Here is a 22,849-nt window from a genome sequence, read left to right on the forward strand (position 1 = left end):
GTAATATTATAAGGGACATGCGTTTTCGCATTTTTGTGTCGGGTCTCGTTCAGGGTGTTGGTTTTAGAGCCTATACCCAGAGGGTTGCGGAGAGTTACGGACTATCAGGCTGGGTTAGGAACCTTCCCGATGGAAGGGTTGAAATCCTCGTTGAAGGGGACGAAGAAGTTTTATGTAGCTTCGTTAAAGATGTGTGGAGGGGTCCAAGGCTGTCGCGGGTTGATAAGCTGGAGATAATTAAGGAGGAACCTGATGAGCCTCTTCTTGGTTTTAGTGTTCGCTATTAGCCTTGCCGTTGGGGAAGCCAACGCAGCCAAGTGCAGACTATACCATAAGGTCAGACCCGGAGACAGTCTGTGGAAGGTGGCAGACCGGTACAACCTCTATATAAAGGACATACTCAGGGCAAACCCAAAGCTTAGGAAGAAGAAGTATCTCAGGGTCGGGCAGAGGATATGCATACCCTATAAGAAGAGGGTTGTGAAGAGAAAGAAGAGCGTCAAGAAGAGTTATGTAGTTTACAGAGTTAGACCGGGAGACAGCCTCCAGAAGATAGCAAAGAGGTTCGGCGTGAGCTGGAGGGAGATAAAGAGGTTCAACAGGCTCAGAAGTAATGTAATAGTGGTGGGGCAGAAGCTAAAGATTCCCAAGAAGGGTGTAGCCAGGAAGAGGGTCAGGAGAACTTACAGAAGAGGCGAGGTGGTCTATATAAAGTACAGGGTTAGGAGAGGAGACAGCCTCCAGAAGATCGCAAAGAAGTTCGGCGTGAGCTGGAAAGATATAAAGAGAGCCAACCGCATGAGAAGCGACATCATCCGTGTAGGTCAGCTTATAAAGGTGCCCGTGCCGAAGAGAGCCTTTGAGAGGAGATACGTGGATAAGCCAAAGATAAACCTCGCCTTCCTGCCGGTTGATGGGAAGGTTGAGAAGGGCTCCCGTGGTGTGGACATATACGCCTCCTGCGGGGATAAGGTCAGGGCTGTGGACACCGGCAGAGTGATCTACAGCGGGGACGACCTCACAACTTACGGAAACATGGTTATAGTGGAACACCCAGGATACCTATCTATATACGCCTACAACATGCAGAACCTCGTTGACAGAGGTGACAAGGTAAGCAGGGGAGAGGTTATAGGAAAGGTCGGTCTCAAGCCGGGCTCCGGTAAGTGTGCGCTCCACTTTGAGATAAGGTCAAAGGACGGCTCCGTCCTAAACCCACTTGAATATATAGGTAAAAAGTAATAAAATAGTGGTTTCCTGAAAGGAGAGAGAGATGAGGACATACAGAGTTAAGCCCAACGAGGTAGAGAAGAAGTGGTACGTGATAGACGCCGAGGGGAAGGTTCTCGGCAGGCTCGCCACAGAGATAGCCAAGGTACTCAGGGGAAAGCACAAACCCTACTACCAGCCGGACGTTGACTGCGGAGACTTCGTGATAGTCGTGAACGCCGAAAAGGTAAGGGTTACAGGAAACAAGCTGAGCCAAAAGAAATACTACAGACACTCCAACTATCCGGGAGGTCTAAAGGAAAGAACCCTCGGGTGGATGCTCGCAAACAAGCCCGAAGAGGTCATAACCCTTGCGGTCAAGAGGATGCTACCCAAGAACAGGCTTGGGCACAGGATGCTGAAGAAGCTGAAGGTTTACAGAGGTCCAGAACATCCGCACATATCCCAGAAACCCGAACCACTGGAGGTTAAAGGATGAGTAAGCTTAAGGACTTCAAGATAACTCCTGAGAACTCTCACTACGGGACAGGCAGAAGGAAGGAGTCAATAGCGAGGGTGTGGATACTTAAAGACCAGCCAGATAGACTCGTGGTCAGGGTTGATGAGACCGGCAAGGAATACGACCTCAAGGATTACGTTCAGAGGGAGACCCTCTTCCAGAAGGTCATATTCCCCTTCAAGGTTACAGGAACCGAAGGTAAGTTCGGAATATACGCCACCGTTAAAGGCGGGGGCATATCAGGACAGGCGGAAGCCATAATGTACGGCGTAGCCAAAGCTCTTCTTGCCCACAATCCAGACCTGAGAAATTCCCTCAAGAAAGCCAAGCTCCTTACAAGAGACGCCAGGGAGAAGGAAAGGAAGAAGTACGCACAGATGGGTGCAAGGGCTAAGTACAGGTGGAGCAAACGTTAAGGGTCTGTATATACGGAGCTACGGGTTATACAGCCTCTGAACTCGTAAGGGTTCTCTCTAAACACCCCCACGTCCGCATAACAGACCTCGTATCCCACTCAACCGCCGGGAAGAAAGTATCTGAGGTTCTACCCCACCTTAGTCCCCTTATGGGTGATATAGCCCTCTCAAAAGAACCCTACGAAGACTTTGATCTCGCCTTTCTGTGCCTCCCCCACGAAGCTTCTATGGAGCTCGTTCCCCGGTTAATAGACGCCGGCAAAAAGGTCATAGACCTGTCCGGAGCTTACAGGATAAGGAATAAAGAAGCTTACGTTGAGTTCTACGGCTTTGAGCACGACCACGCAGAGCTTTTGAAGAAGTCCGCTTACGGGCTTCCGGAGCTCTTCAGGGACAGCATAAGAGAGAGTGAACTCGTAGCAAACCCTGGATGCTACCCAACCTCCGTCCTACTCGCCCTGTATCCCTTCCTGAAAGAGGGCGTAGAGGTCTCGGACTTGGTCGTCCACTCTCTATCGGGTGTGTCGGGTGCCGGTAGGAAGGTGAGACAGCACTTTCACTACCCTGAGATGGAGGAGAACTTCTTCGCCTACTCGGTCACAAAACACAGGCACACTCCGGAGATGGAAGACGCTATTGAGAGACTCTGCGGCAGGTCTATAAAAATCAGGTTCACACCAACGGTAGTTCCAGCTTCACGGGGTATGCTGTCAACCCTGTATATAAAAACAGAGTTCAGGGATGTAAAGGCTCTATTTGAGGACACATATTACGGAGAAAGGTTCGTCACCCTGCTGGATACTCCGCCGATGACCAAGTGGGTTCTCGGAACGAACAACTGCCTACTATACACCCACTACGATGAGAGAACGTCCACGGCGATTGTTATATCCGCCATAGATAACCTCGGGAAGGGTGCTTCCCTCCAGGCTGTCCAGAACATGAACCTTATGCTGGGTTGGGATGAGGACCTCTCTATCCCGGTAGCGCCCCTCTTTCCATAAGATATTTTTTATATGCGAATTATTTTAAATTAGATGTGGTTATCTATTCATAAGTAACAATTAATAATTTTACGAACTCCTTTCCTCTAAATTATTTACTGCCATGCTCAGGCGTCTAATACTTGTGATTATTGGAATATCTGCATTTTCTTATTCTCAGGTTTCAGGCTGGGTCACTGACTTCGCTGAGGGAGTTAGACTTGCTAAATCCCAGGGCAAGGAGGTGCTCCTGTACTTCTACGGAGACCACTGCCCTTACTGTCTTCACATGGAAGAGTTCGTCCTCGGAGACCCCGAGGTTGACAGCTACATAAAGGAGCGTTTCGTGGTTGTGAGTCTGAACATAGAGGACTCCGTTGAGCTTGATAGAAAGTTCAACGTCTTTGGAACTCCCTACTTCGTGGTTTACGACCCGAGGAGTGATAGAATAGTCCTCAGAATATTCGGAAGTAGGGAGAGGGAAGATTTCCTGAACTTGCTAATCAAAGCTTGTAAGAAAACCAACCTAAGGAGGTGTTAGAAATGATTACAAGAAGGGACCTGTTCAAGGTCGCAGGAGTGGGAGCGGTGGCAGTAGTTGCAGCTCCCGGCATGGTCAGGGAGTCCTTCGGGGCTAAGCCGAAGAAGATCTCCATTGACGATTCCCTGAAGGAGCACTTGGGCACGGGACTCTCCGGTCTCAAGGAGAGCAACCTCATCAACATCAAGGCGCCCACCATAGCTGAGTCCGGGGCTAACGTTCCCGTTCAGGTTTCAGCCAACATACCTATTGACCAGGTTGAAGCTCTCTACATATTTGCGGACGCCAACTTCAATCCGTGGGTGGCAACGGTGGAGCTCACGCCTATGAACGGCGAGGTGTTCTTCGCCACCAGGATAAAGCTCGCAAAGACTTCCCCCGTAAGGGCTGTTATTAAGATGAAGGATGGCAGTCTCCTGGCTGCTGCTAAGGAAGTTAAGGTCACCGTCGGTGGTTGCGGTTAATAAATCCAGAAAACTTTAAGGGAGGTAGAAGATGGCAAGATTAGGAAGAGCTATAGTAAGAGTACCCAGGAAGATAAGCAAGGGTCAGGTTTTTAAGGTTCAGATGGTCATAACACACCCTATGGAGACCGGTCTCAGGAAGGACAAGAAGACCGGGAAGATTATACCCGCCCACTACATAACCAAGGTTGAGTTCTCCTTCAACGGAAAGAAGGTAACCACCCTGAACACGGGACCCGGTGTAAGTAAAAACCCTTACTTCGCTATAAAGATGAAGGCGACCGAGTCCGGCACGCTTGCCATAAAGTACGAAGACAACAAAGGAGGCAAGTGGGAAAAGACCGTCAAAATTAACGTTGCCTAACAAGGAGGGGTTGGTATGAAGAAAAAGGCACTTTTTATTTCAGCCGTGCTGGCTGGAGGGGCAGTTCTGGGAACTGCGGCGGTAGCTCAGGAGCAACTCCCCACACACCTGAAGGAGCTGAAAGAGCTCGGTATGCACCCCGGAGATGCCTACGTTGACGAAGGAAGGGAGATGTTCCATAAGCCCGGACCCAACGGAAAGTCCTGCGCAACCTGCCACGGACAGGATGGGGTAAAGCTTGAGGGTGCGTACACAAAGATGCCCAGATACTACAAGGACATAGGCAAGGTTGCTGACGTTGACCTGAGAATACTCGCCTGTATGACCAAGTACATGGGTTACGACAAGAAGGACAAGAAGTTCATGAAGAAGTTCAAGAAGTGGAGCGGTCCTTACAGGGTGCCTCTCGCCTCATTCGTGGCTTCTCTGAGCAACGGCATGGAGATAAACGTCCAGCTTGATGATCCCCAAGAGAAGGAGATGTACAAACTCGGGGAGAAGCTCTGGTTCCAGAGGGTAGGAGCAAGGGACTTCTCCTGCGGAATATGCCACACAGTCCTCGCCGGAAAGAGAATAAGGCTTCAGGGACTACCAGACCCGGTCAAACAGAAGGTCTACGCCCACTGGCCCGCATACAGGTTCGGCTCTGACAGGATGTGGACCATGGAAGACAGGACGAGAAGCTGTTACAAGGCTTACTTCCTGTACGTGAAGCAGTGGAACCAGAAGAAGGACTGGGTGAAGAAGCCGCCACCCTTCTCCAAGTGGGTGATAGCCCTTGAGCTGTACATGAAGAAGGCAGCCAACGGAGCTACGGTTGAGGTTCCTGGACTCTTAAGGTAAAAGGAGGGGCGAAAGATGAAGAAGATATTTTTAGCTGGTGCTGTTGCAGGACTTGGTCTACTGGTAGCCTGTCAGCCGGCGGCTCAGCAGGCTGAGGCACCCAAGGCTGAGAAGAAAAAGCTCAGCAAGGCTGAGAAGTTTAAGATAGCTCTGTCCAATCAGGACAAGTACCAGAAGGCATGTTCCAACCCCGTTCAGCTCGTTCCCGAGGGTATAGACATAGAGACCTTCAAGAAGGACATGCTCGCTACCGTTAAGTTTCCCGAGGGCGGCGTCGTAGGAAAGAACATAGCCAGGGGTGAGAAGCTGTTCGGAGACCCCAAGAAGGGCGGAAAGAGCAGAAGGGGTAACTGCTACGCCTGCCACTGCGGAGACCCCAAGATACTCGCCTGTGGAAACATAGGTCCTTCTCTCAGGGGTTACGCCAAGAGGGGCATAGACCCCAAGGATACCTACATAAGGATATACAACGCATGGGCTGTAAACCCCTGTTCCGTAATGCCCAGACTTGGATACCACGGAGTCCTGAAGCCCGAAGAGATAGCCGACATAGTTGCCTATATGCATGACCCCAACTCTCCACTCAACAAGTAACGTTCCGTAGGGGGACCTCAGGTCCCCCTGATTTTCAACATAGATACCCAAAATGTGTTATTTCTTTTTTTTATGTTAAGAGGAGGTGACGGCAGATGCATCTGACGCGTAGAGATTTCTTAGAGCTGGCTATAGTTACGGGTGCTTTCATGAGCGCCAACCCTGTGGCGGCTCTGGCAAAGATGAATTACGACGACATAATGAGGTTCAAGCCTGTCGGGAACGTGACCTTGCTGTTCACCACCGACATGCACGCTCACCTTGAACCTCTCTACTTTGCGGAGCCTATGAACCTTGTGGCTCCCAAAAAGCTCGTGGGCACTCCCGGATATATAACGGGCTGGGAGTTCCTCAGGTACTACAAGATAGCCCCCTCAAGCCTTGAGGCTTACTTTACCAGCTGTGTGGACTTTCCCAAGCTCGCCCAGAAGTTCGGCAAGATGGGTGGAGCAGCCCACATAACCACGATCATTAAACACGTCATAGCCGAGAGAGGAAAAGACAAAGTCCTCGTCATGGACGGCGGAGACACTTGGACGACCACCGCGATAGGAACCTTCACCGAAGGTAAGTCTGTGGTTGACTGGATGAACTACACGGGTTACGACCTTTTCGTCGCTCACTGGGACTTCACCTTCGGTAAGGAGACCTTCCTCAAGAGAATAGACGACCTGAAGAAGGGAGGATGCGAGTTCATAACCCACAACGTCGTTGATGAAATGTGGGGAGAGCTCGTCTTCAAACCCTACACCATAAAAGAAGTAGGAGGAGTCAAACTTGGAATAATAGGAAGCTCCTTCCCCTTCACTCCTCTCGCAAACCCCAGGCAGTTCGTTGAGGGCTGGAGCTTCGGAATAAGGGAAGATCAGCTACAACAGTTCGTAAACGAGCTCAGGGAGCAGCACAAGGTTGATGCGGTAATATTCCTCACCCACAACGGGTTCCCCCTTGACCAGAAGATAGCCCAGGTGGTTGAGGGAATAGACGTCATAATCTCTGGGCACACTCACGACGTAACTCCAAGGGCGGTAAAGGTAGGAAAGACCCTCGTGCTCATAGCAGGCTCCCACGGTAAGTTCGTTGGAAGGCTTGACCTTGACGTAAGAAACGGCAGGATCAGGGACTTTAACTTCAAGCTCTACCCCGTTGCAACGAACCTGATACCTGCGGACAAGGGAGCTCAGAAGATAGTTAACAAGTGGAAGGCTGAGGTTACCAAGACCCACAGGCTTGACGAGGAGATAGGAACGGCCGAGGTCATGCTCTACAAGAGGGACACCTTCTTCTCAACCTGGGACTGGCTCGTCGGAGAGGCTATAAACGATTACTACGGCGGAGACCTTGACGTGGTAACCTCTCCCGGATACAGGTGGGGAACGGTCGTCCTGCCGGGACAGAAGATAACGAGGGATCACGTTTACGACTATACAGCCATAACCTACCCCAACGTTTACGTCCTGAAGAGAACCGGAAAAGACCTTCTGACGATATGGGAGGACGTGGCGGACAACGTCTTCAACCCAGACCCCTTCTACCAGCAGGGTGGAGATATGTCAAGGCTCTGGAACGTTGAGTACGAGATAGAAGTATACGGACCCCAGTACAAGAGGATAAAGAGGGCGTGGATAGGTGGAAAGCCTCTCAAGGAGAACAAGGAGTACCTGATGGCGGTTTACGGAGGACCACCACCGCCCCCGGACGCCGTACACCCGGACTACAAGCCCGTTCCCGTTTACGACATACTCATAAACTACATAAAGAAGAAGGGAAGCATAAAGGTAAGAACGAAGCCCAACGTAAAGGTCCTTGATGCTCCCTACAAGACCTACGAGGAGTGCTTCGGAACATGAGGGCAATTCTCTTCCTTCTGGGCGGCCTTCTCGCCGTCCTTGCCTTTATGTTCTACGTGAGGACGAACCTCATAACTCCAGAGAAGATGTTCTTCTTCACCCTTGAAGTCCAAGGCAAAAAGAAGCACGACGAAGTCGTAAAGGAGCTCGTTGAGAAGCTCAACCAGAAGGGACTGAAGGTCATAAGAACCCTTCCCATGTCTAAGGTCATCCATGAGAGGGGCATGAAGGACTTTCCCAACTACACCACGGTGCTCGCGTGCGACATACCTGAGAAGAAGGAACTCCTCAGGAAGGTCCCTTTCATGAGTGTCCTTATACCCTGCAGCATAGCCGTCTATGAGAAGAACGGAAAGACCACCATAACGGCTCCTAAGGAGATACTCTTTATAAAGGACTACTCTAAAGAACTCGGAGATAAGTACGTCCAGCTCATAGCCGACGTTTACCAAAAACTACGCATAGCTGTGGCAGAGGTTGCCGAGGAGGAGTTGAATTGAGGAGGTTCGCCCTCATAATCCTTACCTTCTTGATAACCCTCTCCTTCGCCCAGGATAAGGGTAAGCACCCCCTCCAGTACGAAGAGGTCATAGAGGGCATGGACTTTGAAGACGTTAAGCTCCTCCTCAAGACAGCCCTTGACGGAAGGAACATGAATGTTCTCGGTGTTATAGACGTGGCTACCGACAAGCCGAGATTCTCTTACATGCTCGTGTGCAACCTCTCCTACGCGGAAAAGATATTCAGGGAGTTCCCCCAGCTCGGTGTTATGGCTCCCTGCAGGATATACCTCTACGAGAGAAAGGACGGCTCCGTGGCTGTTGGTTTCATAAACGTTAAGACCCTGCTGAGGGTCTTTGACGAAGAGCTCTCGGAAGAGGCGAAGAAACTCTTCATCAAGGCTGACGAGGACGTTAAGGGTGCCATAAAAGAAGTTAAGGGGGAGCTATGAAAAGGTCATTCCTCTTAGTCCTGCTCCTGTGGGTTGGGGCATCCTTAGGGGGAGATCACCCAAAGCACGTCAGAGAAACCCTGAAGAAAGTCAAGGAGGGAGTCTATGGGGTCTTCGGGGTTTACGAGCAGGTGAATTACGAAAACAGAGGCTTTATATCCAACGCTTACTTTGTGGTAACCGACGAGGGTGTATTCGTATTTGATACCCTGACGACATATAAGCTCGGGAAGGAGCTCGTAGAGACCATAAGGAACGTTTCCAGAAAACCCATAAGGTTCGCGGTGGTCTCCCACTATCACACAGACCACTTCTACGGGGCGGGGGCACTGAAGGAAGCTGGGGCGGACGTGATAGCTCACGAGTGGGCTTACGAGTACGTATCAAGACCCTCAAGCTGGAACTTCTACGAGGCTCGCAAAAAACTCCTGAGGGAACACATGGAAGGCACGGACATGGTAGCACCCGACATAACCCTGACGCGGGATATAGATATACACATGGGTGAGATCACCATAGAGGTGAGGCACTTCTGTAAAGCCCACACCCCCGGTGACATAGTAGCCTGGATACCTGATAAGAAGGTTCTGTTCAGTGGAGACATAGTCTTTGACGGACGCCTCCCCTTTCTCGGCTCCGGGAACTCAAGGGACTGGTTGAAGTGCCTGAAGAAGATCCTTGAGCTTGACCCCGACGTCCTCCTCCCGGGACACGGAAAGCCCATGCTCACCAGGGAGAGGATAAGGGACAGGGTGAACTGGACGTACAGGTACATAGACGACCTCAGGAGAACGATAAGGAAGATGATAGAGGAGGGTCAGGACATAGACTACGTAAGGGAACACATAAACGACGCTCTCCTTGAGATAGACCCCTCCTACGCTCAGGTTCCTGTGTTCTTTGACGTAAACCCTGTCAACGCTTACTACGTTTACTTTGAAGTTGAGAACGAGATGCTGGAAGAAGGTCAGTGAACAGGTATATCCCCTTTCCATTACTCACCCGCGAAGCGGGTATATCATCACCCTCAAGTAATCTCTCAAGGGCATCTCTCTTCTCCTCTCCGAGGACGAGAAAAGCTACCTGATGGGAACGGTTTATATAGCTCAGGCTCATGCTTATCCTGTCAAGCCCATCTGGAGACCTTGAGGTGCAGGCGTTCTCACCGCAGGACTCACAAGGAACCCCCGGGAATATAGAGGCTGTGTGTCCGTCCCTGCCGATACCGAGGAGTACGAGGTCAAGCCCCCCGGCTTTGGAGAGAGCCCTGTCAAAGTCTTCGCAGGCTTCCCTCAGTGGGAGTTCCGTCTTAACTCTGTATACCTTCGCCCTGTCACCGAGGTACTCCCTCAGCATCCGGTAGTTGCTCTCAGGGTATTCGGAGGGAACGAATCTCTCGTCCGTCGGGAATATCAAGACCCTCTCCCAGAGGTGGAAGGAGTCCCTCATGAGAGCATAGGTTTCCCTCGGGGAGTTTCCCCCTGCAAGCCCAAGCTTTGCTACGCCCTTCTCGGTTATCACCGTGGTCAGGAACTCCTCCATAAAGCGGGCGAGCTCTCTGCTGACCTCCTCCGGAGTGTCGTAGTGAAAGATCCTATACAACTATCCAGCTCCTCCCGTCTCTACCTATAAGTTCCTCAGCCTCTTTAGGTCCCCAGCTGCCCGGTTCGTACTCGGGGATATCCCCTTCCTGACTCCAGCGGTCTATTATCGGCTGGACTACCTCCCAGGCGAGCTCGGCCTCGTCCTCCCTTATGAAGAGGGTCTGGTTTCCCTCCGCTATATCCTCCAGGAGGGTCTCGTAAGCCTCCGGCAGACCCTCCGGCGCAAGCTCAAGCTCCATCTCCCTCTCCACGGGACAGGACAGGAAGCCCTCCGGGGGCGCCATCTCAAAGAAGAACATCACCCTGTTGGAGGGTGCTATCTCAAATACGAGCTTGTTCTGCTCAGGGACGCATCCAAGAAGCCTGCCGAAGTTCCCCGGAACCTCCTTGAAGACGACCACAGCCTGGGTCACTTTCCTCTTAAGCCTCTTGCCCGTTCTCAAGTAGAAGGGTACTCCCTCCCAGCGAAAGTTGTCTATGAACAGCTTGACCGCTGCATAGGTCTCGGTGTTAGACTCCCTGCCGAGCTCCTCAAGATATCCTCTATACCTACCCCTCACCGCGTAGCGGTCTATATCGGACTCAGAGAGATGCCTTATGGAAGAGAGGACTTTCACCTTCTCGTCACGAACACGCTCAGCCTCCATAACTGCAGGGGGTTCCATCGCGAGGAAAGAGAGTATCTGGAGGAGGTGGTTCTGAACCATATCCCTGAGGGCGCCCACCCTGTCGTAGTAGCTCGCTCTCCCCTCAAGCCCTATGTCTTCCAGAGCCGATATCTGTATGTTGTCTATGAAGTTTTTGTTCCATATACCTTCAAACACGTAGTTTGAAAAGCGCACGGACAGGATGTTCTGTATGGGAACCTTCCCGAGGAAGTGGTCTATCCTGTATATCTCCCTCTCGGTGAAGTAGCGCTTGAGCTGGAAGTTCAACCTCCTTGCGGAGGATAGGTCAAAGCCGAAGGGCTTCTCCACAACGATCTTGCGTGGGTTGGAGAACTTCCTCATGAGCGAACCCAGGTGGAGTATGGTTGTCTCAAAGAGCTGGGGCGGAAGGGCTAAGTATAGTATTAGCTCCGCACCCCCCATACCGGATATTTCAGCTCCCAGCCTATCGTAGGACTCCCTTCTGGAGACGTCAAACTCAAAGGGACGGATAAGTTTTGCGAAGTCCCCCTCAAGGGATCTCACGTACTCCTCTATCCTGTCCACATTCCTGCCGAGGGCGTAGACAGCCCTCAACCCCCTGAGCTTACCTTTCCGGTAGAGATTCTGCAAAACGGGATAGAGCTTCCTCCTCGCGAGGTCTCCTGTCCCCCCGAATATGAAGAATACGAGCTCCCTATTCATCCTTCTTCTTTACCTCGTGCCTTCCGAACTCGTATCTGAGAGCGGCGAGGAGTTTATCCCTGAAGGAGTCGTTCTGTCTTGACCTGAACCTGTTGAAGAGGGCATCGGATATAACCCATACGGGAACTCCGAGCTCCACCGCTGTCTGGACAGTCCACCTCCCCTCTCCCGAGTCCTGAACGTAAGGCTCTATACCCTTAAGGTCTCCAAAGTCCCTTAAGGACTTGTGGGTGAGCTCCATGAGCCACGACCTAATCACGCTACCCCTTGTATACACCCTCGCCACCTCTTCAAGGTCAAGGTCATAGTCACTTTCCTTCATGAGCTCAAAGCCCTCAGCTATAGCCTGCATCATCCCGTACTCTATCCCGTTGTGCACCATCTTTACGAAGTGTCCGCTTCCAGCCCTGCCCATGTAAGCGTATCCGTCCCCTCCGTAGGAGAGGTCTATAAACAGCTCTTCAAGCTCCCGGAAGACCTTCTCCTCACCACCCACCATGAGACAGAAGCCCTGCTCTTCTCCCCACACACCACCGCTTACCCCCACGTCAAGGAAATGAACTCCCATACGGGACAGGTCGTTGAATCTGCGGACGGAGTCCTTATAGAAGGAGTTCCCCCCGTCTATAACCACATCGCCCTCAACGAGCTCTTCCCTGAGGGAGGATATGACCCCGTCCACCGCTGTGTGGGGAACCATTATCCAGAGGAGCTTTCTATCCGTGAACTCACCGCAGAGGAAGCTGAGCTCCTCAAAGGATTCTATACCCCCCTCCTCTGCCCTTTCCCTCGCCTCCTCAGATGGGTCGTAGCCGAAGACCCTCCAGCCCTTTCCCACGAGCCGTTTTCCTATACCGAGACCCATCCTGCCGAGACCGATTATCCCTATCTCCCTCACGCTCATAATTAGATTCTAAACTCCTATAAAATTTTAGATGTGGTTGAAGGATACTGCGGGGCTCTGCTTGGTTGCAGGTCTGTTCTCAGAATAAAGCGCTCAGCCGTAGAGGAAAACGTAAGGGAGCTCTTCAGGTTCGGCGGAAAGAAGCTGATAGCGGTGATAAAGTCAGACGCATACGGGATAGGGGTAAAATACGTAGCCCCCATACTCAGAGAGCTCCCGGAGGTGGAATCCTTCGCCGTTGCCTGCGTGGAAGAGGGTGTCCTCCTCAGGGAGATGGGCATAAAGAGGGAGGTGTTGATACTCGGGGGGATCCTGCCCGAGGAGCTTGAGGCGGTTAAAGAGTACGGGCTTACGCCCGTGGTTTCAGACATTGAACACCTGAAGATAATAGGGAACGAGGACATAAAGTTTCACGTGAAGTACGACACAGGCATGGGGCGTCTCGGCTTCGTTGATGAGTTCGTGGACGACCCACGGGTAGTGGGTATAATGAGCCACCTCTCCACTCCCGCGGACGAAGAGTTCTCCAGAAAACAGATAGAGAGGTTTGAAGCCATAGTGAGAAGGTACAGCAGGAAAATAAAGGTTCATCTGGAAAGCTCCGCCGGAGTTATATACAGGGTGCCTTACACGACACACATAAGGGTGGGGCTTGCCATCTACGGGGAAAAGCCTCTTAAGGAGTACCCCCTGAGGCTGAGACCGGCGGTAAGCATAAGGGCAAGGGTGCTGTCCCTTAAAACGCTCCCCGCAGGACACCCTATCTCCTACGGCAGAACTTTCGTCACCGAGAGAGAGATGAGGATAGGGGTGATCGCCTTTGGGTATGCAGATGGGTTGATGAAGAGCCTTTCAAACAGGGGCTACCTGCTCTACGAGGGAAACAAGCTGCCCATAGTCGGAAACATAACCATGGACATGACCATAGTTGACGTTGGCACAGCAAACGTCAGGGTTGGAGACTGGGTAACCGTGGTCAGCGAAGAGAGAACCTTCGGTGAGCTCGCAAGGGAGGCGGGAACGATACCCTACGAGCTCATGTGCAACGTATCCAGCAGGGTTAAGAGAGAAGTCACTTGATTGAGAGTATCCACTTGGCTAACTCTTCAGCCTCCTTCTTCGTAACGGGCTGAGGCGTCATGGGTATTGAGCCCCACTTACCCATGCTTCCCTTGGTTATGCTCACCACGAGCTCTTCAAGGGCTTTCTCCTTACCAGCGTAGCGCTTAGCCACCTCGGCATAGGAGGGTCCCACCTTCTTCCTGTAAACGTCGTGACAGGCAAAACAGCCCTTCTTGTCCGCAAGGGCGTAAGCCCCCGTTTTCTCAACCGCAGGTTCTTTTTCCTCTCTCTTGATCTCCTCTTTGGTCTCCGGTTTAGGAGACTCCTGGGTTTTCTCCTCCTTCTTATCGCACGCTAAGAGGATAGCTCCCATCATAGCTCCAACTAAAACCGCACCCACCTTCAATCTATTGACCTCCTGAGGAAATATCCTTAAGCCTGTTCCTTAATATTTTAACAGCCTCTTCAAAGCCTCCCGGGTTACTGCCGCCGCCCTGAGCGAGGTCTTCCCTTCCTCCTCCTCCACCCTTGAGAGCCCTGCCGAGCTCCTTTATGAGCTGGTTAGCCTTCACCCTGTCGGTGGTCTCCTTTGACACAGCCACGACGGTGGAGAGCTTTCCGTCCTTTTCGGAAAGGAGGAACACCACGTCCTTACCTGTCTTGTGCCTGAGCATGTCAGCGAGGTTTCTGAGCTCTTCCGCCCCAACGCCCTTGAATTTTCCCCAGAAGAGGGTAAACTCTCCCACCTCTTCTCTCTTCACAGAGGTCTCTATCTGAAACTTCAGAAGTTCCTGCCTCAGGCGCGATATCTCCCTCTCCTTCTCCTTCAGCTCTGACTTCAAAGACTCAAGCCTGGAGAGCACCTCCTCCTCCTTGGCGTTTAGTGACTGAGCCACATCCTCAAGGAGGGTGTGTTCCCTGAAGGCGGTCTCCACAGCCCACCTGCCCGTCTGGGCTATTAGCCTCCTGACACCAGCTCCGACGGAGGACTCGGAGAGTATCTTGAAGTAGCCTATGTCTCCCGTCCTTGATACGTGAGTCCCTCCACATAACTCCCTTGAGAACTCTCCCGCAGATATAACCCTGACGGTGTCTCCGTACTTCTCCTCAAATATGGCGACAGCTCCGCTTCTTAAGGCGCTCTGGTAGTCCATCTCGTTAACCTGAACGGGCATGTTTTCCCTTATCTTCTCGTTGACGAGCTCCTCTATACTCTTGAGCTCCTCCCTCGTCAGGGCTTCAAAGTGGGTGAAGTCAAACCTTAGATACCTGTCCGCAACGAGAGAACCAGCCTGACGCACATGCTCTCCAAGAAGGTTTTTCAGGGCTGCGTGAAGGAGGTGGGTGGCGGTGTGGTTTCTCATTATGTCCTCTCTCCTCTCCCTGTCCACCCTCGCAACGACCCTGTCACCAACGCGAAGCGTTCCTTTCAGGAGTTTTCCCCTGTGGACTATAACTCCATCAACGGGTGACTGGGTGTCCTCAACCTTGAAGAGAGCCCTGTCACTCTCTATCACACCCGTGTCTCCCACCTGTCCCCCTCTCTCGGGGTAGAATGGAGTTTCTCTGAGAATTAGCTCAGCCTCTTCACCCTCAGAGAGCTCACTCACGAGCTCCTCTCCCTTCACGACGCCCATCAGCTCGGTTTCGTACTCGTAATGCTCATAGCCCACGAACTCGGAAGTTTTCCCTATGTCCTTCAGATGCTGGTAAACGGGCTTTACCTTCTTAGTCTCAACCTTGAAGTGCTTCCTTGCCCTCTCCCTCTGCTTCTCCATCTCCTCCTGAAATCCGGCGATGTCTATCTTCAGCCCCCTCTCACGGGCTATCTCGTCTATCAGGTCAAGGGGAAATCCGTAGGTGTCGTATGCCTTGAAGACCTCCTCGCCTTTGAGGGTGTCTCTTCCCTCCTCCTTAGCTCTCTCTATGAGTTCCTCAACCGCCTGCATACCGGCTTTAAGAGTTCTTATGAACCTCTCCTCCTCTCCCCTGACCACCCCCTTAACGAACTCCCTGGACATATCAAGCTCTGGGTAAGGATCCTTCATTATGTCCACTACCAGGTCTATACCCCGGTTAAGGAAAGGCTCCTCAACACCCAGCTTGTAGCCGAACCGGAGGGCTCTCCTCAGTATCCTCCTTATCACGTAACCCCTTCCCTCGTTGGAGGGAAGCACACCGTCAGATATGGCGAAGATGAGAGCCCTGAGGTGATCCGCTATAACTCTGAGGGCAACGTCCGTATCGGGGGACTCTCCGTATCTGTGCCCTGAAACACCCTCTCCGAACTCTATCAGAGGGTAGATTATATCTATTTCATAGTTCGTCTTCGTGTTCTGGAGGACGCTCGCAACCCTCTCAAGTCCCATCCCAGTGTCTATGTTAGGTTTGGGAAGAGGTGTTAGGTTACCCTTCTCGTCCCTGTTGTATTGCATGAAGACGAGGTTCCATATCTCAAGGTATCTCTCGTCACCTTCGTACTCCTCACCCCTGTCCACGTATATCTCTGAGGAGGGTCCGCAGGGTCCCGTCTCGCCCATCTGCCAGAAGTTGTCCTCATCGCCGAGCTTCCATATCCTCTCCGAAGGAACGCCCACCTTTTCACTCCATATCCTGTAAGCCTCCTCGTCGTCCCTGTAAACAGATACGTAGAGCTTTTCCTCCGGAAGCTTGAGGGTTCCGGTAACGAACTCCCAGGCGTACTCTATGGCAGACTCCTTGAAGTAGTCCCCGAAAGAGAAGTTGCCGAGCATCTCAAAGAAGGTATGGTGCCTTGAGGTGTAGCCCACCTGTTCCAGGTCGTTGTGCTTTCCAGAGACCCTGAGGCACTTCTGACAGGAAACAGCCCTCGTGTAGGGTCTCTTCTCTACACCGAGAAATACGTTCTTGAAGGGAACCATGCCCGCGTTCACGAAGAGAAGGGTAGGGTCGTTCTCCGGAACCAGGGGGGCACTCTTCACCCTGGTGTGTCCCTTCCTCTCAAAGAAGCTCAGGAAAAGCTCGCGAATTTCGTGTGCACTCAAGCTCATGGCATTTAAATTATATCTTTAATATCAGGGGCTAAAGGGCGTATATCATGAGGGTGGGAGCTGCAGGACAGAGCCTCATGGAGAACGTCAAGCTCAGCATAATGACCCAGCAGTTGAGGCTCGCGGAACAGAAGGTAAAGATGCACGAGCTCGCCCACAAGTCCGTCGGCGGTGAGCTGGCCGGTCCCGTAAGGTACAGGTACACCAAAGGTCCTGACGGAAGAATGTACATAACGGGGGGAGAAGTCCCCCTTCACCTGAAAGAGGGGAAAACACCCGAAGAAACTATAGAGATAGCCCGTAAGGTTAAGAGGGCTGCCCTCGCACCCCTGAACCCCTCGCCTCAGGACAGGGCGATAGCTGCTAAGGCTACCGCCATGGAGATAAAAGCCCGCATAGAGATGCTCTCAGAAAACGGAGAGGAAACGGGCAGGTTTATAGACCTCAGTCTTTAGTTTATACTTTTAAACATGCTTGAGTTACTTACGGAAAAGTTCAGCGGAACACTCTCCAAACTGAAGAAGGCAAGAAAGCTCACAGACAAGGTTATAAACGACGCCCTCAGGGACATAAGGCTCGCCCTCCTGGAGGCGGACGTTGACTACGAGGTCACCAAGAGGTTTTTAAAGAAGGTCAGGGAAAGGGCGCTGTCCTCCGAGGTAAAGAAGAACCTCTCACCTGCGGAGCAGGTAATAACGATAGTCTACGAAGAGCTCGTAAACATACTCGGTAAGGAAAAGGAAGACCTTAAGAAGGGAACGGTTCTCTTCGTTGGTCTTCAGGGAACGGGTAAGACCACCACCATAGGAAAGCTCGCCCACCTTCTCAAGAAGAAGGGTTTTAAGGTGGCCGTCTCCTCCACCGACGTCAGGCGTCCCGCTGCGATGCTTCAACTGGAGAGGCTCGCCGAGAGGGTTGGAGTCCCATACTACTCCTTTGAGGAAGGGCTGTCCGCAGTTGAGCTGGCAAGGAAGGCTGTAGAGAGGGCTAAAAGGGAAGGGGTTGACTACCTCCTCCTTGATACAGCCGGTAGGCTTCACGTTGACGAGGAGCTGATGGAGGAGCTCCGGAGCATAAAGGAGGAGGTCAAGCCCTCGGAGATAATCTACGTGGCGGACGCCATGCAGGGACAGACAGCCCTTGAAACAGCAAAGACCTTCCACGAACTCTTAGGTCTCACGGGCGTAGTCCTCACCAAGATGGACGGCGACGCGAGGGGAGGATTAGCCCTCTCCGTGAGGGAGACCCTCGGAGTCCCCATAAAGTTCATAGGTGTGGGTGAGAAGATAGAGGACCTGGAGCCTTTCTACCCCGACCGGGTAGCCCAGAGGATACTGGGTCTCGGAGACATACAGTCTCTTGTGGAGCGTGCCCAGGAGGTAATCCCCGAGGACAAGGCACAGCACCTATCTACGAAGGTTCTTGCGGGGGACTTCAACCTTGAAGACTTGAGAGAGATGCTCCGCATGATACAGAACATGGGACCCCTTGACAAACTCCTCGGTATGATGCCCGGCATAGGTGCCCAGCTCAAGAACGTAAAGGTTGACGATAAGCAGTTCAAGAGGATAGAGGCGATCATCAACTCCATGACCCCCGAAGAGAGACAGAACCCACGCATAATCAACATGAGCAGGAAGAAGAGGATAGCGAGGGGTAGCGGCACGAGCGTCTCGGAAGTCAATAAGGTTCTGAAGCGCTACGAGGAGATGAGGAAGGTGATGAGAAAGCTAAAGGGAGCGGGAGGAATACCCATGCCCAAGTTTCCCTTCGGAGGGTTCGGGAGGTGAGAGGTGGAGATAGAGGACTTCAACGAAGAGATTGAGGAAGCCCTGCGTCAGGAACTCCTGTATCAGGAGACTCTAAACGCCCTCAGAAACATATCTCAAGGCGAAAAGATCTCAAAGCTACTGATCACCGCCCTCTCCGACAGGGACACAGCCTTTGCCAGTGTCCTGGCTCAGTTTCTCCTGAAAGATACCTTGTCCAAGGTGCTCCTGCTCTATCTGAGATTCACCGAAGAGGGAAGAGTTGACTCAATCAGAACGATGGCAAAGCTACTATCGGAAGAAGACGCTCCCCAGGATCTCGCACCACTACCGGATCTGCTGATAGAGGGCAAAGTGGAAGAGGCTCATGATCTTTTAGAGGGTTATTTAAGAAAGGTTAGAGAGGAACCACCCTACGGGTATATGTTCCCCACCGAGACCCTTGACCAAGCCTTCAGCGCCCTTGCGGATATGCTCACACAGGACTTTTCGGAGGAAGTGCTGGGAGAGGTAAGGAACTCAGTGGCTACCTGTTCAAACCTCGCCAGCACCGTGAGAGAGGCTGTGCTGGGAGATGAAGAGGGCGTTGAGGGAGCTCTGCTGACATCCTACGTAAGCTCTCTGGTGCATATCGCCTTCACCGACAAGACGAGCTCTGAAGAGAAGGAAAGGTCTCTGAACATAATATCTCGTAGCGTTGAGGAGTACGGAGAGGTGGTGGGAGACATGGTAGCGATGACCCTCAGCATAGACACCCTGAACCCGGAAAGGGAAGTGTGGAAGAGAGCTCTGAGCCTCTTTGATACAGAGACCCAAGCGATGATCCTCACCTGTGCCAAGGTGAACAACCCTGTCCTGAAGATACCCTTGGAAGGGTTTAGAGATGCATGGACTATATCCTCGGAGAGTGTAGCTCCCCTGCTTACGGAGGAGCCCCAGTTCTCGGAGCTCAGCTCCCAGAAAGTCATAAAGGCGCTTATAGGCTACGAACTTTACGAGGAAGAGATCGCTTACCTGATACCCCTCTGGATGCCCTTCGGCAGGAGAGAGGAGCTCGCGCAGATCTTTCGCTCCTTTGATGACATGAGACTGCAGGAGGACATACTCAGGAACGCGCTCATCACAGCTTACGAAGAAGACAAGGATACTATAAAGGAGTCCGTAGAGCTCATACTCTCCAGGGCTGAAGACGACCTGAGAGAGTCCCTTAAGGATATGATATAATTATCCGCTCAGAATATCGGAGGACGGAAGATGGCAGTAAGGATAAGGCTCGCTAAGTTCGGACGCAGGCACCACCCCATATACAGGATAGTCGTTATGGACGCAAAGTCCCCCAGAGAGGGCAACTACATTGACATACTCGGCACCTACGACCCCAAGAGGAAGGTGATCCTTGATATAAAACCTGAGAAGGTTAAGGAGTGGATCGCCAAGGGTGTTGAGGTCGCAAACAGAGCTAAGGCTATCTTTGAAGCTGCGGGAATTCTCAAGGATGTGGTTCCTGAAAACTGTGAACTCAAAAAGGTCGGTGATTACTGGGTACCCAAGAAGAAAACCACCAAGGAGGTGCACTCATGAGCGCAATGAAGGAGATAGTTGAGACCACAGCAAAGGCTCTCGTTGACAACGCGGAAAAGGTGCAGGTCACCGAGATTGAGGGAGAAAAGACTATAGTTATTGAGCTCAGAGTTGACCCCGCAGAGCTCGGGAAGGTCATAGGCAAGCAGGGGAGGATAGCAAGAGCCCTCAGGACGCTTCTCTCCGCTATGGGGAGAAAGACCGGTAAGAGGGTCGTTTTAGAGATCCTTGAGTAATTCAAATCACCCCGCCTCCGGCGGGGTCTCTTAAAATTCATACCCCACGTTCTCGTAGTGTTCTATTCTGTCTTCCAAGACTACCACGAGGTCTACCCTGAAAGGCTCCTCAAGACCCATCTCTTCCATGAACCTGAAGGCGCAGGCTATTATTCTGTCAAGCTTTCTGGGATTGAACCTCTCGGCCGGGTGTCCAAGGCTCGTGTCCTTCCCTCCCTTTACCTCAACGAACACAAGCTCTCCGCCCTGCCGGGCAACTATATCTATCTCTCCGCTCCTGCAGTGGTAGTTCCTCGCCACTATTGAGTAACCTTTGTCCTGCAGATAGAGGCAGGCACGCTCCTCGTACTCACTCCCCCTTCTCATCAAGCTCCCTTAGTAGCTCTTCCGGAGTTACGCTCGCCGTCCCGAACTCACCGACAACTATTCCCGCACAGACGTTTGCGAGCTCGCAGGCTTCCTCCCAGGTAGCCCCCGCCAAGTGAAAGGCTGTCAGCGAGGCTATAACGGTATCGCCTGCCCCGGTAACGTCGTAAACCTCTCGTGCTCTCGCGGGAAAGCTCCTGACCTCCTCTCCGAAGAGCATCATTCCCTTAGCGCCCCTCGTAACTACGAGGGTTTCCAGCTCAAGCTCCTTCTTCAACACCTTGCCCAGTGTCTCAACGCCCTCCTCGCCTAAGGGGTCTGTCATAGCCCTCAGCTCCTTTTCGTTGGGCGTCATTAGGCTCGCCCCAGAGTAAAGCTGCCTGTTAACGGGTCTGGGGTCAATGGCGCAAAAGACCTCCCTGTCCTTTATAGCTTCCATGACCCTGTGGGTGACGACGCCCTTGGCGTAGTCGGAGACTATAACCCCATCGTAGTCGTTCTCAAGGATCACCTCCCTTATGTGCTTCAGAGCTGAACCGCCGACCTTCCTCCTATCCTCCCTGTCTATCCTTAGGAGTTGCTGGGACATGGATACCACACGGATCTTCTCCGTTGTGGGTCTCTCGTCCTTAAATAGCCTTGACTCTATCCCTTTCTCTTTAAGGAGCTCTATCAACCGTTCTCCGGAGCTGTCCTCGCCCACAACCCCAGTTATGTAGGTCTCTACACCGAGGGCAACGAGGTTGCTGGCAACGTTGCCGGCTCCCCCGAGCCTGAGCTCCTCCTCTTCAACCTCAACTATGGGGACGGGCGCCTCGGGGGATATCCTTTCCACTTTCCCTCTTAGGTAGCGGTCAAGTATCACATCTCCTACGACCAGTACTTTTATATCCTTCAGTCTCTTGAGGAGTTCCTCTACCCTGCTCAGTTCCACCTCAGCCCTCGTTCTCCACCTTTATCTCCTCCCCGTCTTCCACAAAAGCCTCGTGAAGCGACCTGACCGCAAGCTCGGCGTACTTTTCGTCTATCAGGCAGGATATCTTTATCTCCGAGGTGGATATAGCCATTATGTTTATACCGTTTTTGGAGAGAACCTCAAACATCTTTGCAGCGGTCCCGTAGGAGCTCCTCATGCCGAGCCCCACTATGGATACCTTGGCTACCCTGTCGTCTCTGACCACCTCGCTCGCCCCTATCTCAGTCGCAACCTTTCTCACTATCTCCTCGGCCTTGGGGGCATCGTTCTTGCTCACCGTGAAGGACATGTCCGTGAAACCCTCGTGGGATACGTTCTGAACTATCATGTCCACGACTATGTGGGCTTCTCCGAGAGCCTTGAAGAGCTTTGCAGCTATACCCGGCTGGTCTGGAACCCTAACGACGGTTATCCTCGCCTCTTTGGTATCAACCGTTATGCCTCTGACCGCTACCTTCTCCATGATCTCATCCTCCGGAACTATCCAGGTTCCCTCCTCCTCTTCAAAGGAGCTCCTCACATGTATTCTAACCCCGTACTTGGCGGCAAACTCTACGCTCCTTATCTGCATGACCTTTGCGCCGAGGGAGGCGAGCTCAAGCATCTCTTCGTAGGACACGTAGGGTATCTTCTTCGCGTTGGGCACCACCCTCGGGTCGGCGGTGAACACACCCGTCACGTCCGTGTATATCTCACAGTCCGCACCGACAGCAGCGGCAAGAGCAACAGCCGTTGTATCTGAGCCTCCCCTGCCGAGCGTGGTTATCTCCCAGTCCTCGGTTATGCCCTGAAACCCTGCAACCACCGGCACGTAACCTTCGTTGAGAAGGTTCTTTAGCCTCTGGGTTCCTATCCTTTTTATCCTCGCCTTCGTGTGGACGTCGTCGGTGATTATGGGCACCTGCCAACCACAGAGGCTCACCGCCGGATATCCCAGCTTTCTGAGCGTCATGGCAAACAGGGATATAGCCCTCTGCTCACCTGTGGCGAGGAGCATGTCCATCTCACGCTCGTTGGGAAACTCCGTTATCTTCCTTGCAAGCTCTATGAGCCTGTCGGTATCCCCAGCCATAGCCGAGGACACAACTATCACCCTGTCTCCTCTGTTCAGAGCCTGGATTACACGCCTTGCGGCGTTTTCTATCCTCTCAAGGCTACCTACGGAAGTTCCTCCGAACTTCTGAACAACTATACCCATAGCTCACAGGCAAAAAATTATAACATCTGGAGGAAG

General features: G+C 52.4%; 28 protein-coding genes. 20 read left to right on the forward strand and 8 right to left on the reverse strand.

From position 1 onward, the window contains the following. The first annotated feature begins 17 nt into the window (after nt 1–17). The 14 genes from HG1285_RS16275 to HG1285_RS16210 all read left to right on the forward strand — a co-directional run bounded on the left by HG1285_RS16275 (nt 18) and on the right by HG1285_RS16210 (nt 9,710). Nucleotides 18–287, forward strand: a complete 270-nt coding sequence (locus HG1285_RS16275) for an acylphosphatase (RefSeq protein ID WP_032496256.1) — start codon at nt 18–20, stop codon at nt 285–287. Next, nucleotides 253–1,242, forward strand: a complete 990-nt coding sequence (locus HG1285_RS16270; RefSeq protein WP_008285939.1) for a M23 family metallopeptidase — start codon at nt 253–255, stop codon at nt 1,240–1,242. Before HG1285_RS16275 ends, HG1285_RS16270 begins: the two co-directional genes overlap by 35 nt. 31 nt (nt 1,243–1,273) lie before the next feature. Further along, complete coding sequence (gene rplM, locus HG1285_RS16265) at nt 1,274–1,708, forward strand: 50S ribosomal protein L13 (RefSeq protein WP_008285940.1); 435 nt, start codon at nt 1,274–1,276, stop codon at nt 1,706–1,708. Continuing rightward, nucleotides 1,705–2,145 (forward strand): 30S ribosomal protein S9, encoded by a 441-nt coding sequence (gene rpsI, locus HG1285_RS16260; RefSeq protein ID WP_008285941.1) that lies wholly within the window; start codon nt 1,705–1,707, stop codon nt 2,143–2,145. Before rplM ends, rpsI begins: the two co-directional genes overlap by 4 nt. Then, nucleotides 2,130–3,149, forward strand: coding sequence for an N-acetyl-gamma-glutamyl-phosphate reductase (gene argC / locus HG1285_RS16255; RefSeq protein ID WP_008285943.1), 1,020 nt, complete (start codon nt 2,130–2,132; stop codon nt 3,147–3,149). Before rpsI ends, argC begins: the two co-directional genes overlap by 16 nt. A gap of 103 nt (nt 3,150–3,252) precedes the next feature. Then, on the forward strand, nt 3,253–3,669 hold the full coding sequence (locus HG1285_RS16250; protein WP_008285944.1) for a thioredoxin fold domain-containing protein: 417 nt from the start codon (nt 3,253–3,255) through the stop codon (nt 3,667–3,669). Between the two features lie 2 nt (nt 3,670–3,671). Beyond that, on the forward strand, nt 3,672–4,133 hold the full coding sequence (soxY, locus tag HG1285_RS16245) for a thiosulfate oxidation carrier protein SoxY (protein ID WP_008285945.1): 462 nt from the start codon (nt 3,672–3,674) through the stop codon (nt 4,131–4,133). 31 nt (nt 4,134–4,164) lie between these two features. Further along, nucleotides 4,165–4,497: a thiosulfate oxidation carrier complex protein SoxZ gene (soxZ, locus tag HG1285_RS16240; RefSeq protein ID WP_008285946.1), complete on the forward strand. Its 333-nt coding sequence runs from the start codon at nt 4,165–4,167 to the stop codon at nt 4,495–4,497. A gap of 15 nt (nt 4,498–4,512) precedes the next feature. Continuing rightward, entirely contained in the window at nt 4,513–5,340 is an 828-nt protein-coding gene (soxA, locus tag HG1285_RS16235; protein WP_008285947.1) for a sulfur oxidation c-type cytochrome SoxA, read from the forward strand. Between the two features lie 15 nt (nt 5,341–5,355). Continuing rightward, nucleotides 5,356–5,934 (forward strand): sulfur oxidation c-type cytochrome SoxX, encoded by a 579-nt coding sequence (gene soxX / locus HG1285_RS16230; protein ID WP_008285948.1) that lies wholly within the window; start codon nt 5,356–5,358, stop codon nt 5,932–5,934. 95 nt (nt 5,935–6,029) lie between these two features. Further along, nucleotides 6,030–7,784: a thiosulfohydrolase SoxB gene (gene soxB / locus HG1285_RS16225; protein ID WP_008285949.1), complete on the forward strand. Its 1,755-nt coding sequence runs from the start codon at nt 6,030–6,032 to the stop codon at nt 7,782–7,784. Further along, the gene (locus HG1285_RS16220; protein ID WP_008285950.1) at nt 7,781–8,284 is read left to right on the forward strand and encodes a DUF302 domain-containing protein; all 504 of its coding nucleotides are present in this window, start codon (nt 7,781–7,783) and stop codon (nt 8,282–8,284) included. Before soxB ends, HG1285_RS16220 begins: the two co-directional genes overlap by 4 nt. Next, nucleotides 8,281–8,736 (forward strand): DUF302 domain-containing protein, encoded by a 456-nt coding sequence (locus tag HG1285_RS16215; protein ID WP_008285951.1) that lies wholly within the window; start codon nt 8,281–8,283, stop codon nt 8,734–8,736. Before HG1285_RS16220 ends, HG1285_RS16215 begins: the two co-directional genes overlap by 4 nt. Then, a complete protein-coding gene (locus HG1285_RS16210; RefSeq protein ID WP_008285952.1) occupies nt 8,733–9,710 on the forward strand; it encodes an MBL fold metallo-hydrolase in 978 nt (325 codons plus the stop codon). The genes HG1285_RS16215 and HG1285_RS16210 overlap by 4 nt, the downstream gene beginning before the upstream one ends. On the opposite strand, the gene pgl is transcribed toward HG1285_RS16210, so the two are convergent. From pgl to gnd, 3 genes are read right to left on the reverse strand one after another with little or no spacing between them, the layout of a single operon-like run. Next, the gene (gene pgl / locus HG1285_RS17085) at nt 9,652–10,338 is read right to left on the reverse strand and encodes a 6-phosphogluconolactonase (RefSeq protein WP_008285953.1); all 687 of its coding nucleotides are present in this window, start codon (nt 10,336–10,338) and stop codon (nt 9,652–9,654) included. The genes HG1285_RS16210 and pgl overlap by 59 nt on opposite strands. After that, on the reverse strand, nt 10,331–11,692 hold the full coding sequence (gene zwf / locus HG1285_RS16205; protein ID WP_008285954.1) for a glucose-6-phosphate dehydrogenase: 1,362 nt from the start codon (nt 11,690–11,692) through the stop codon (nt 10,331–10,333). Before zwf ends, pgl begins: the two co-directional genes overlap by 8 nt. After that, nucleotides 11,685–12,596 (reverse strand): phosphogluconate dehydrogenase (NAD(+)-dependent, decarboxylating), encoded by a 912-nt coding sequence (gene gnd / locus HG1285_RS16200; protein WP_008285955.1) that lies wholly within the window; start codon nt 12,594–12,596, stop codon nt 11,685–11,687. The genes zwf and gnd overlap by 8 nt, the downstream gene beginning before the upstream one ends. A gap of 33 nt (nt 12,597–12,629) precedes the next feature. On the opposite strand from gnd, the gene alr reads away from it, so the two are divergent. Further along, on the forward strand, nt 12,630–13,676 hold the full coding sequence (alr, locus tag HG1285_RS16195; protein ID WP_008285956.1) for an alanine racemase: 1,047 nt from the start codon (nt 12,630–12,632) through the stop codon (nt 13,674–13,676). On the opposite strand, the gene HG1285_RS20185 is transcribed toward alr, so the two are convergent. Together HG1285_RS20185 and alaS are read right to left on the reverse strand one after the other, a co-directional pair. Then, the gene (locus HG1285_RS20185; protein ID WP_050777659.1) at nt 13,669–13,953 is read right to left on the reverse strand and encodes a c-type cytochrome; all 285 of its coding nucleotides are present in this window, start codon (nt 13,951–13,953) and stop codon (nt 13,669–13,671) included. The two genes, alr and HG1285_RS20185, sit on opposite strands and share 8 nt — an antisense overlap. Nucleotides 13,954–14,065: 112 nt before the next feature. After that, nucleotides 14,066–16,687, reverse strand: coding sequence for an alanine--tRNA ligase (gene alaS, locus HG1285_RS16185; protein WP_008285958.1), 2,622 nt, complete (start codon nt 16,685–16,687; stop codon nt 14,066–14,068). Between the two features lie 47 nt (nt 16,688–16,734). On the opposite strand from alaS, the gene HG1285_RS16180 reads away from it, so the two are divergent. The 5 genes from HG1285_RS16180 to HG1285_RS16160 are packed head-to-tail and all read left to right on the forward strand — an operon-like array spanning nt 16,735 to nt 20,273. Continuing rightward, nucleotides 16,735–17,142 (forward strand): putative metalloprotease CJM1_0395 family protein, encoded by a 408-nt coding sequence (locus HG1285_RS16180; RefSeq protein WP_008285959.1) that lies wholly within the window; start codon nt 16,735–16,737, stop codon nt 17,140–17,142. A 15-nt stretch (nt 17,143–17,157) separates the two neighbouring features. Beyond that, complete coding sequence (ffh, locus tag HG1285_RS16175; protein ID WP_008285960.1) at nt 17,158–18,477, forward strand: signal recognition particle protein; 1,320 nt, start codon at nt 17,158–17,160, stop codon at nt 18,475–18,477. A gap of 3 nt (nt 18,478–18,480) precedes the next feature. Next, a complete protein-coding gene (locus tag HG1285_RS16170; RefSeq protein WP_008285961.1) occupies nt 18,481–19,680 on the forward strand; it encodes a hypothetical protein in 1,200 nt (399 codons plus the stop codon). A 30-nt stretch (nt 19,681–19,710) separates the two neighbouring features. After that, entirely contained in the window at nt 19,711–20,037 is a 327-nt protein-coding gene (rpsP, locus tag HG1285_RS16165; protein ID WP_008285962.1) for a 30S ribosomal protein S16, read from the forward strand. Further along, nucleotides 20,034–20,273, forward strand: coding sequence for a KH domain-containing protein (locus tag HG1285_RS16160; RefSeq protein ID WP_008285964.1), 240 nt, complete (start codon nt 20,034–20,036; stop codon nt 20,271–20,273). Before rpsP ends, HG1285_RS16160 begins: the two co-directional genes overlap by 4 nt. A 30-nt stretch (nt 20,274–20,303) precedes the next feature. On the opposite strand, the gene HG1285_RS16155 is transcribed toward HG1285_RS16160, so the two are convergent. From HG1285_RS16155 to HG1285_RS16145, 3 genes are read right to left on the reverse strand one after another with little or no spacing between them, the layout of a single operon-like run. After that, nucleotides 20,304–20,639 carry a YraN family protein gene (locus HG1285_RS16155; RefSeq protein ID WP_008285965.1) on the reverse strand — a complete coding sequence of 112 codons (336 nt, stop codon included), beginning with the start codon at nt 20,637–20,639 and terminating at the stop codon, nt 20,304–20,306. Next, a complete protein-coding gene (gene rfaE1 / locus HG1285_RS16150) occupies nt 20,623–21,573 on the reverse strand; it encodes a D-glycero-beta-D-manno-heptose-7-phosphate kinase (protein ID WP_008285966.1) in 951 nt (316 codons plus the stop codon). Before rfaE1 ends, HG1285_RS16155 begins: the two co-directional genes overlap by 17 nt. A gap of 1 nt (nt 21,574) precedes the next feature. After that, nucleotides 21,575–22,813 (reverse strand): aspartate kinase, encoded by a 1,239-nt coding sequence (locus HG1285_RS16145; protein ID WP_008285967.1) that lies wholly within the window; start codon nt 22,811–22,813, stop codon nt 21,575–21,577. Between the last annotated feature and the right edge of the window lie 36 nt (nt 22,814–22,849).

The organism is Hydrogenivirga sp. 128-5-R1-1 (assembly GCF_000171895.1).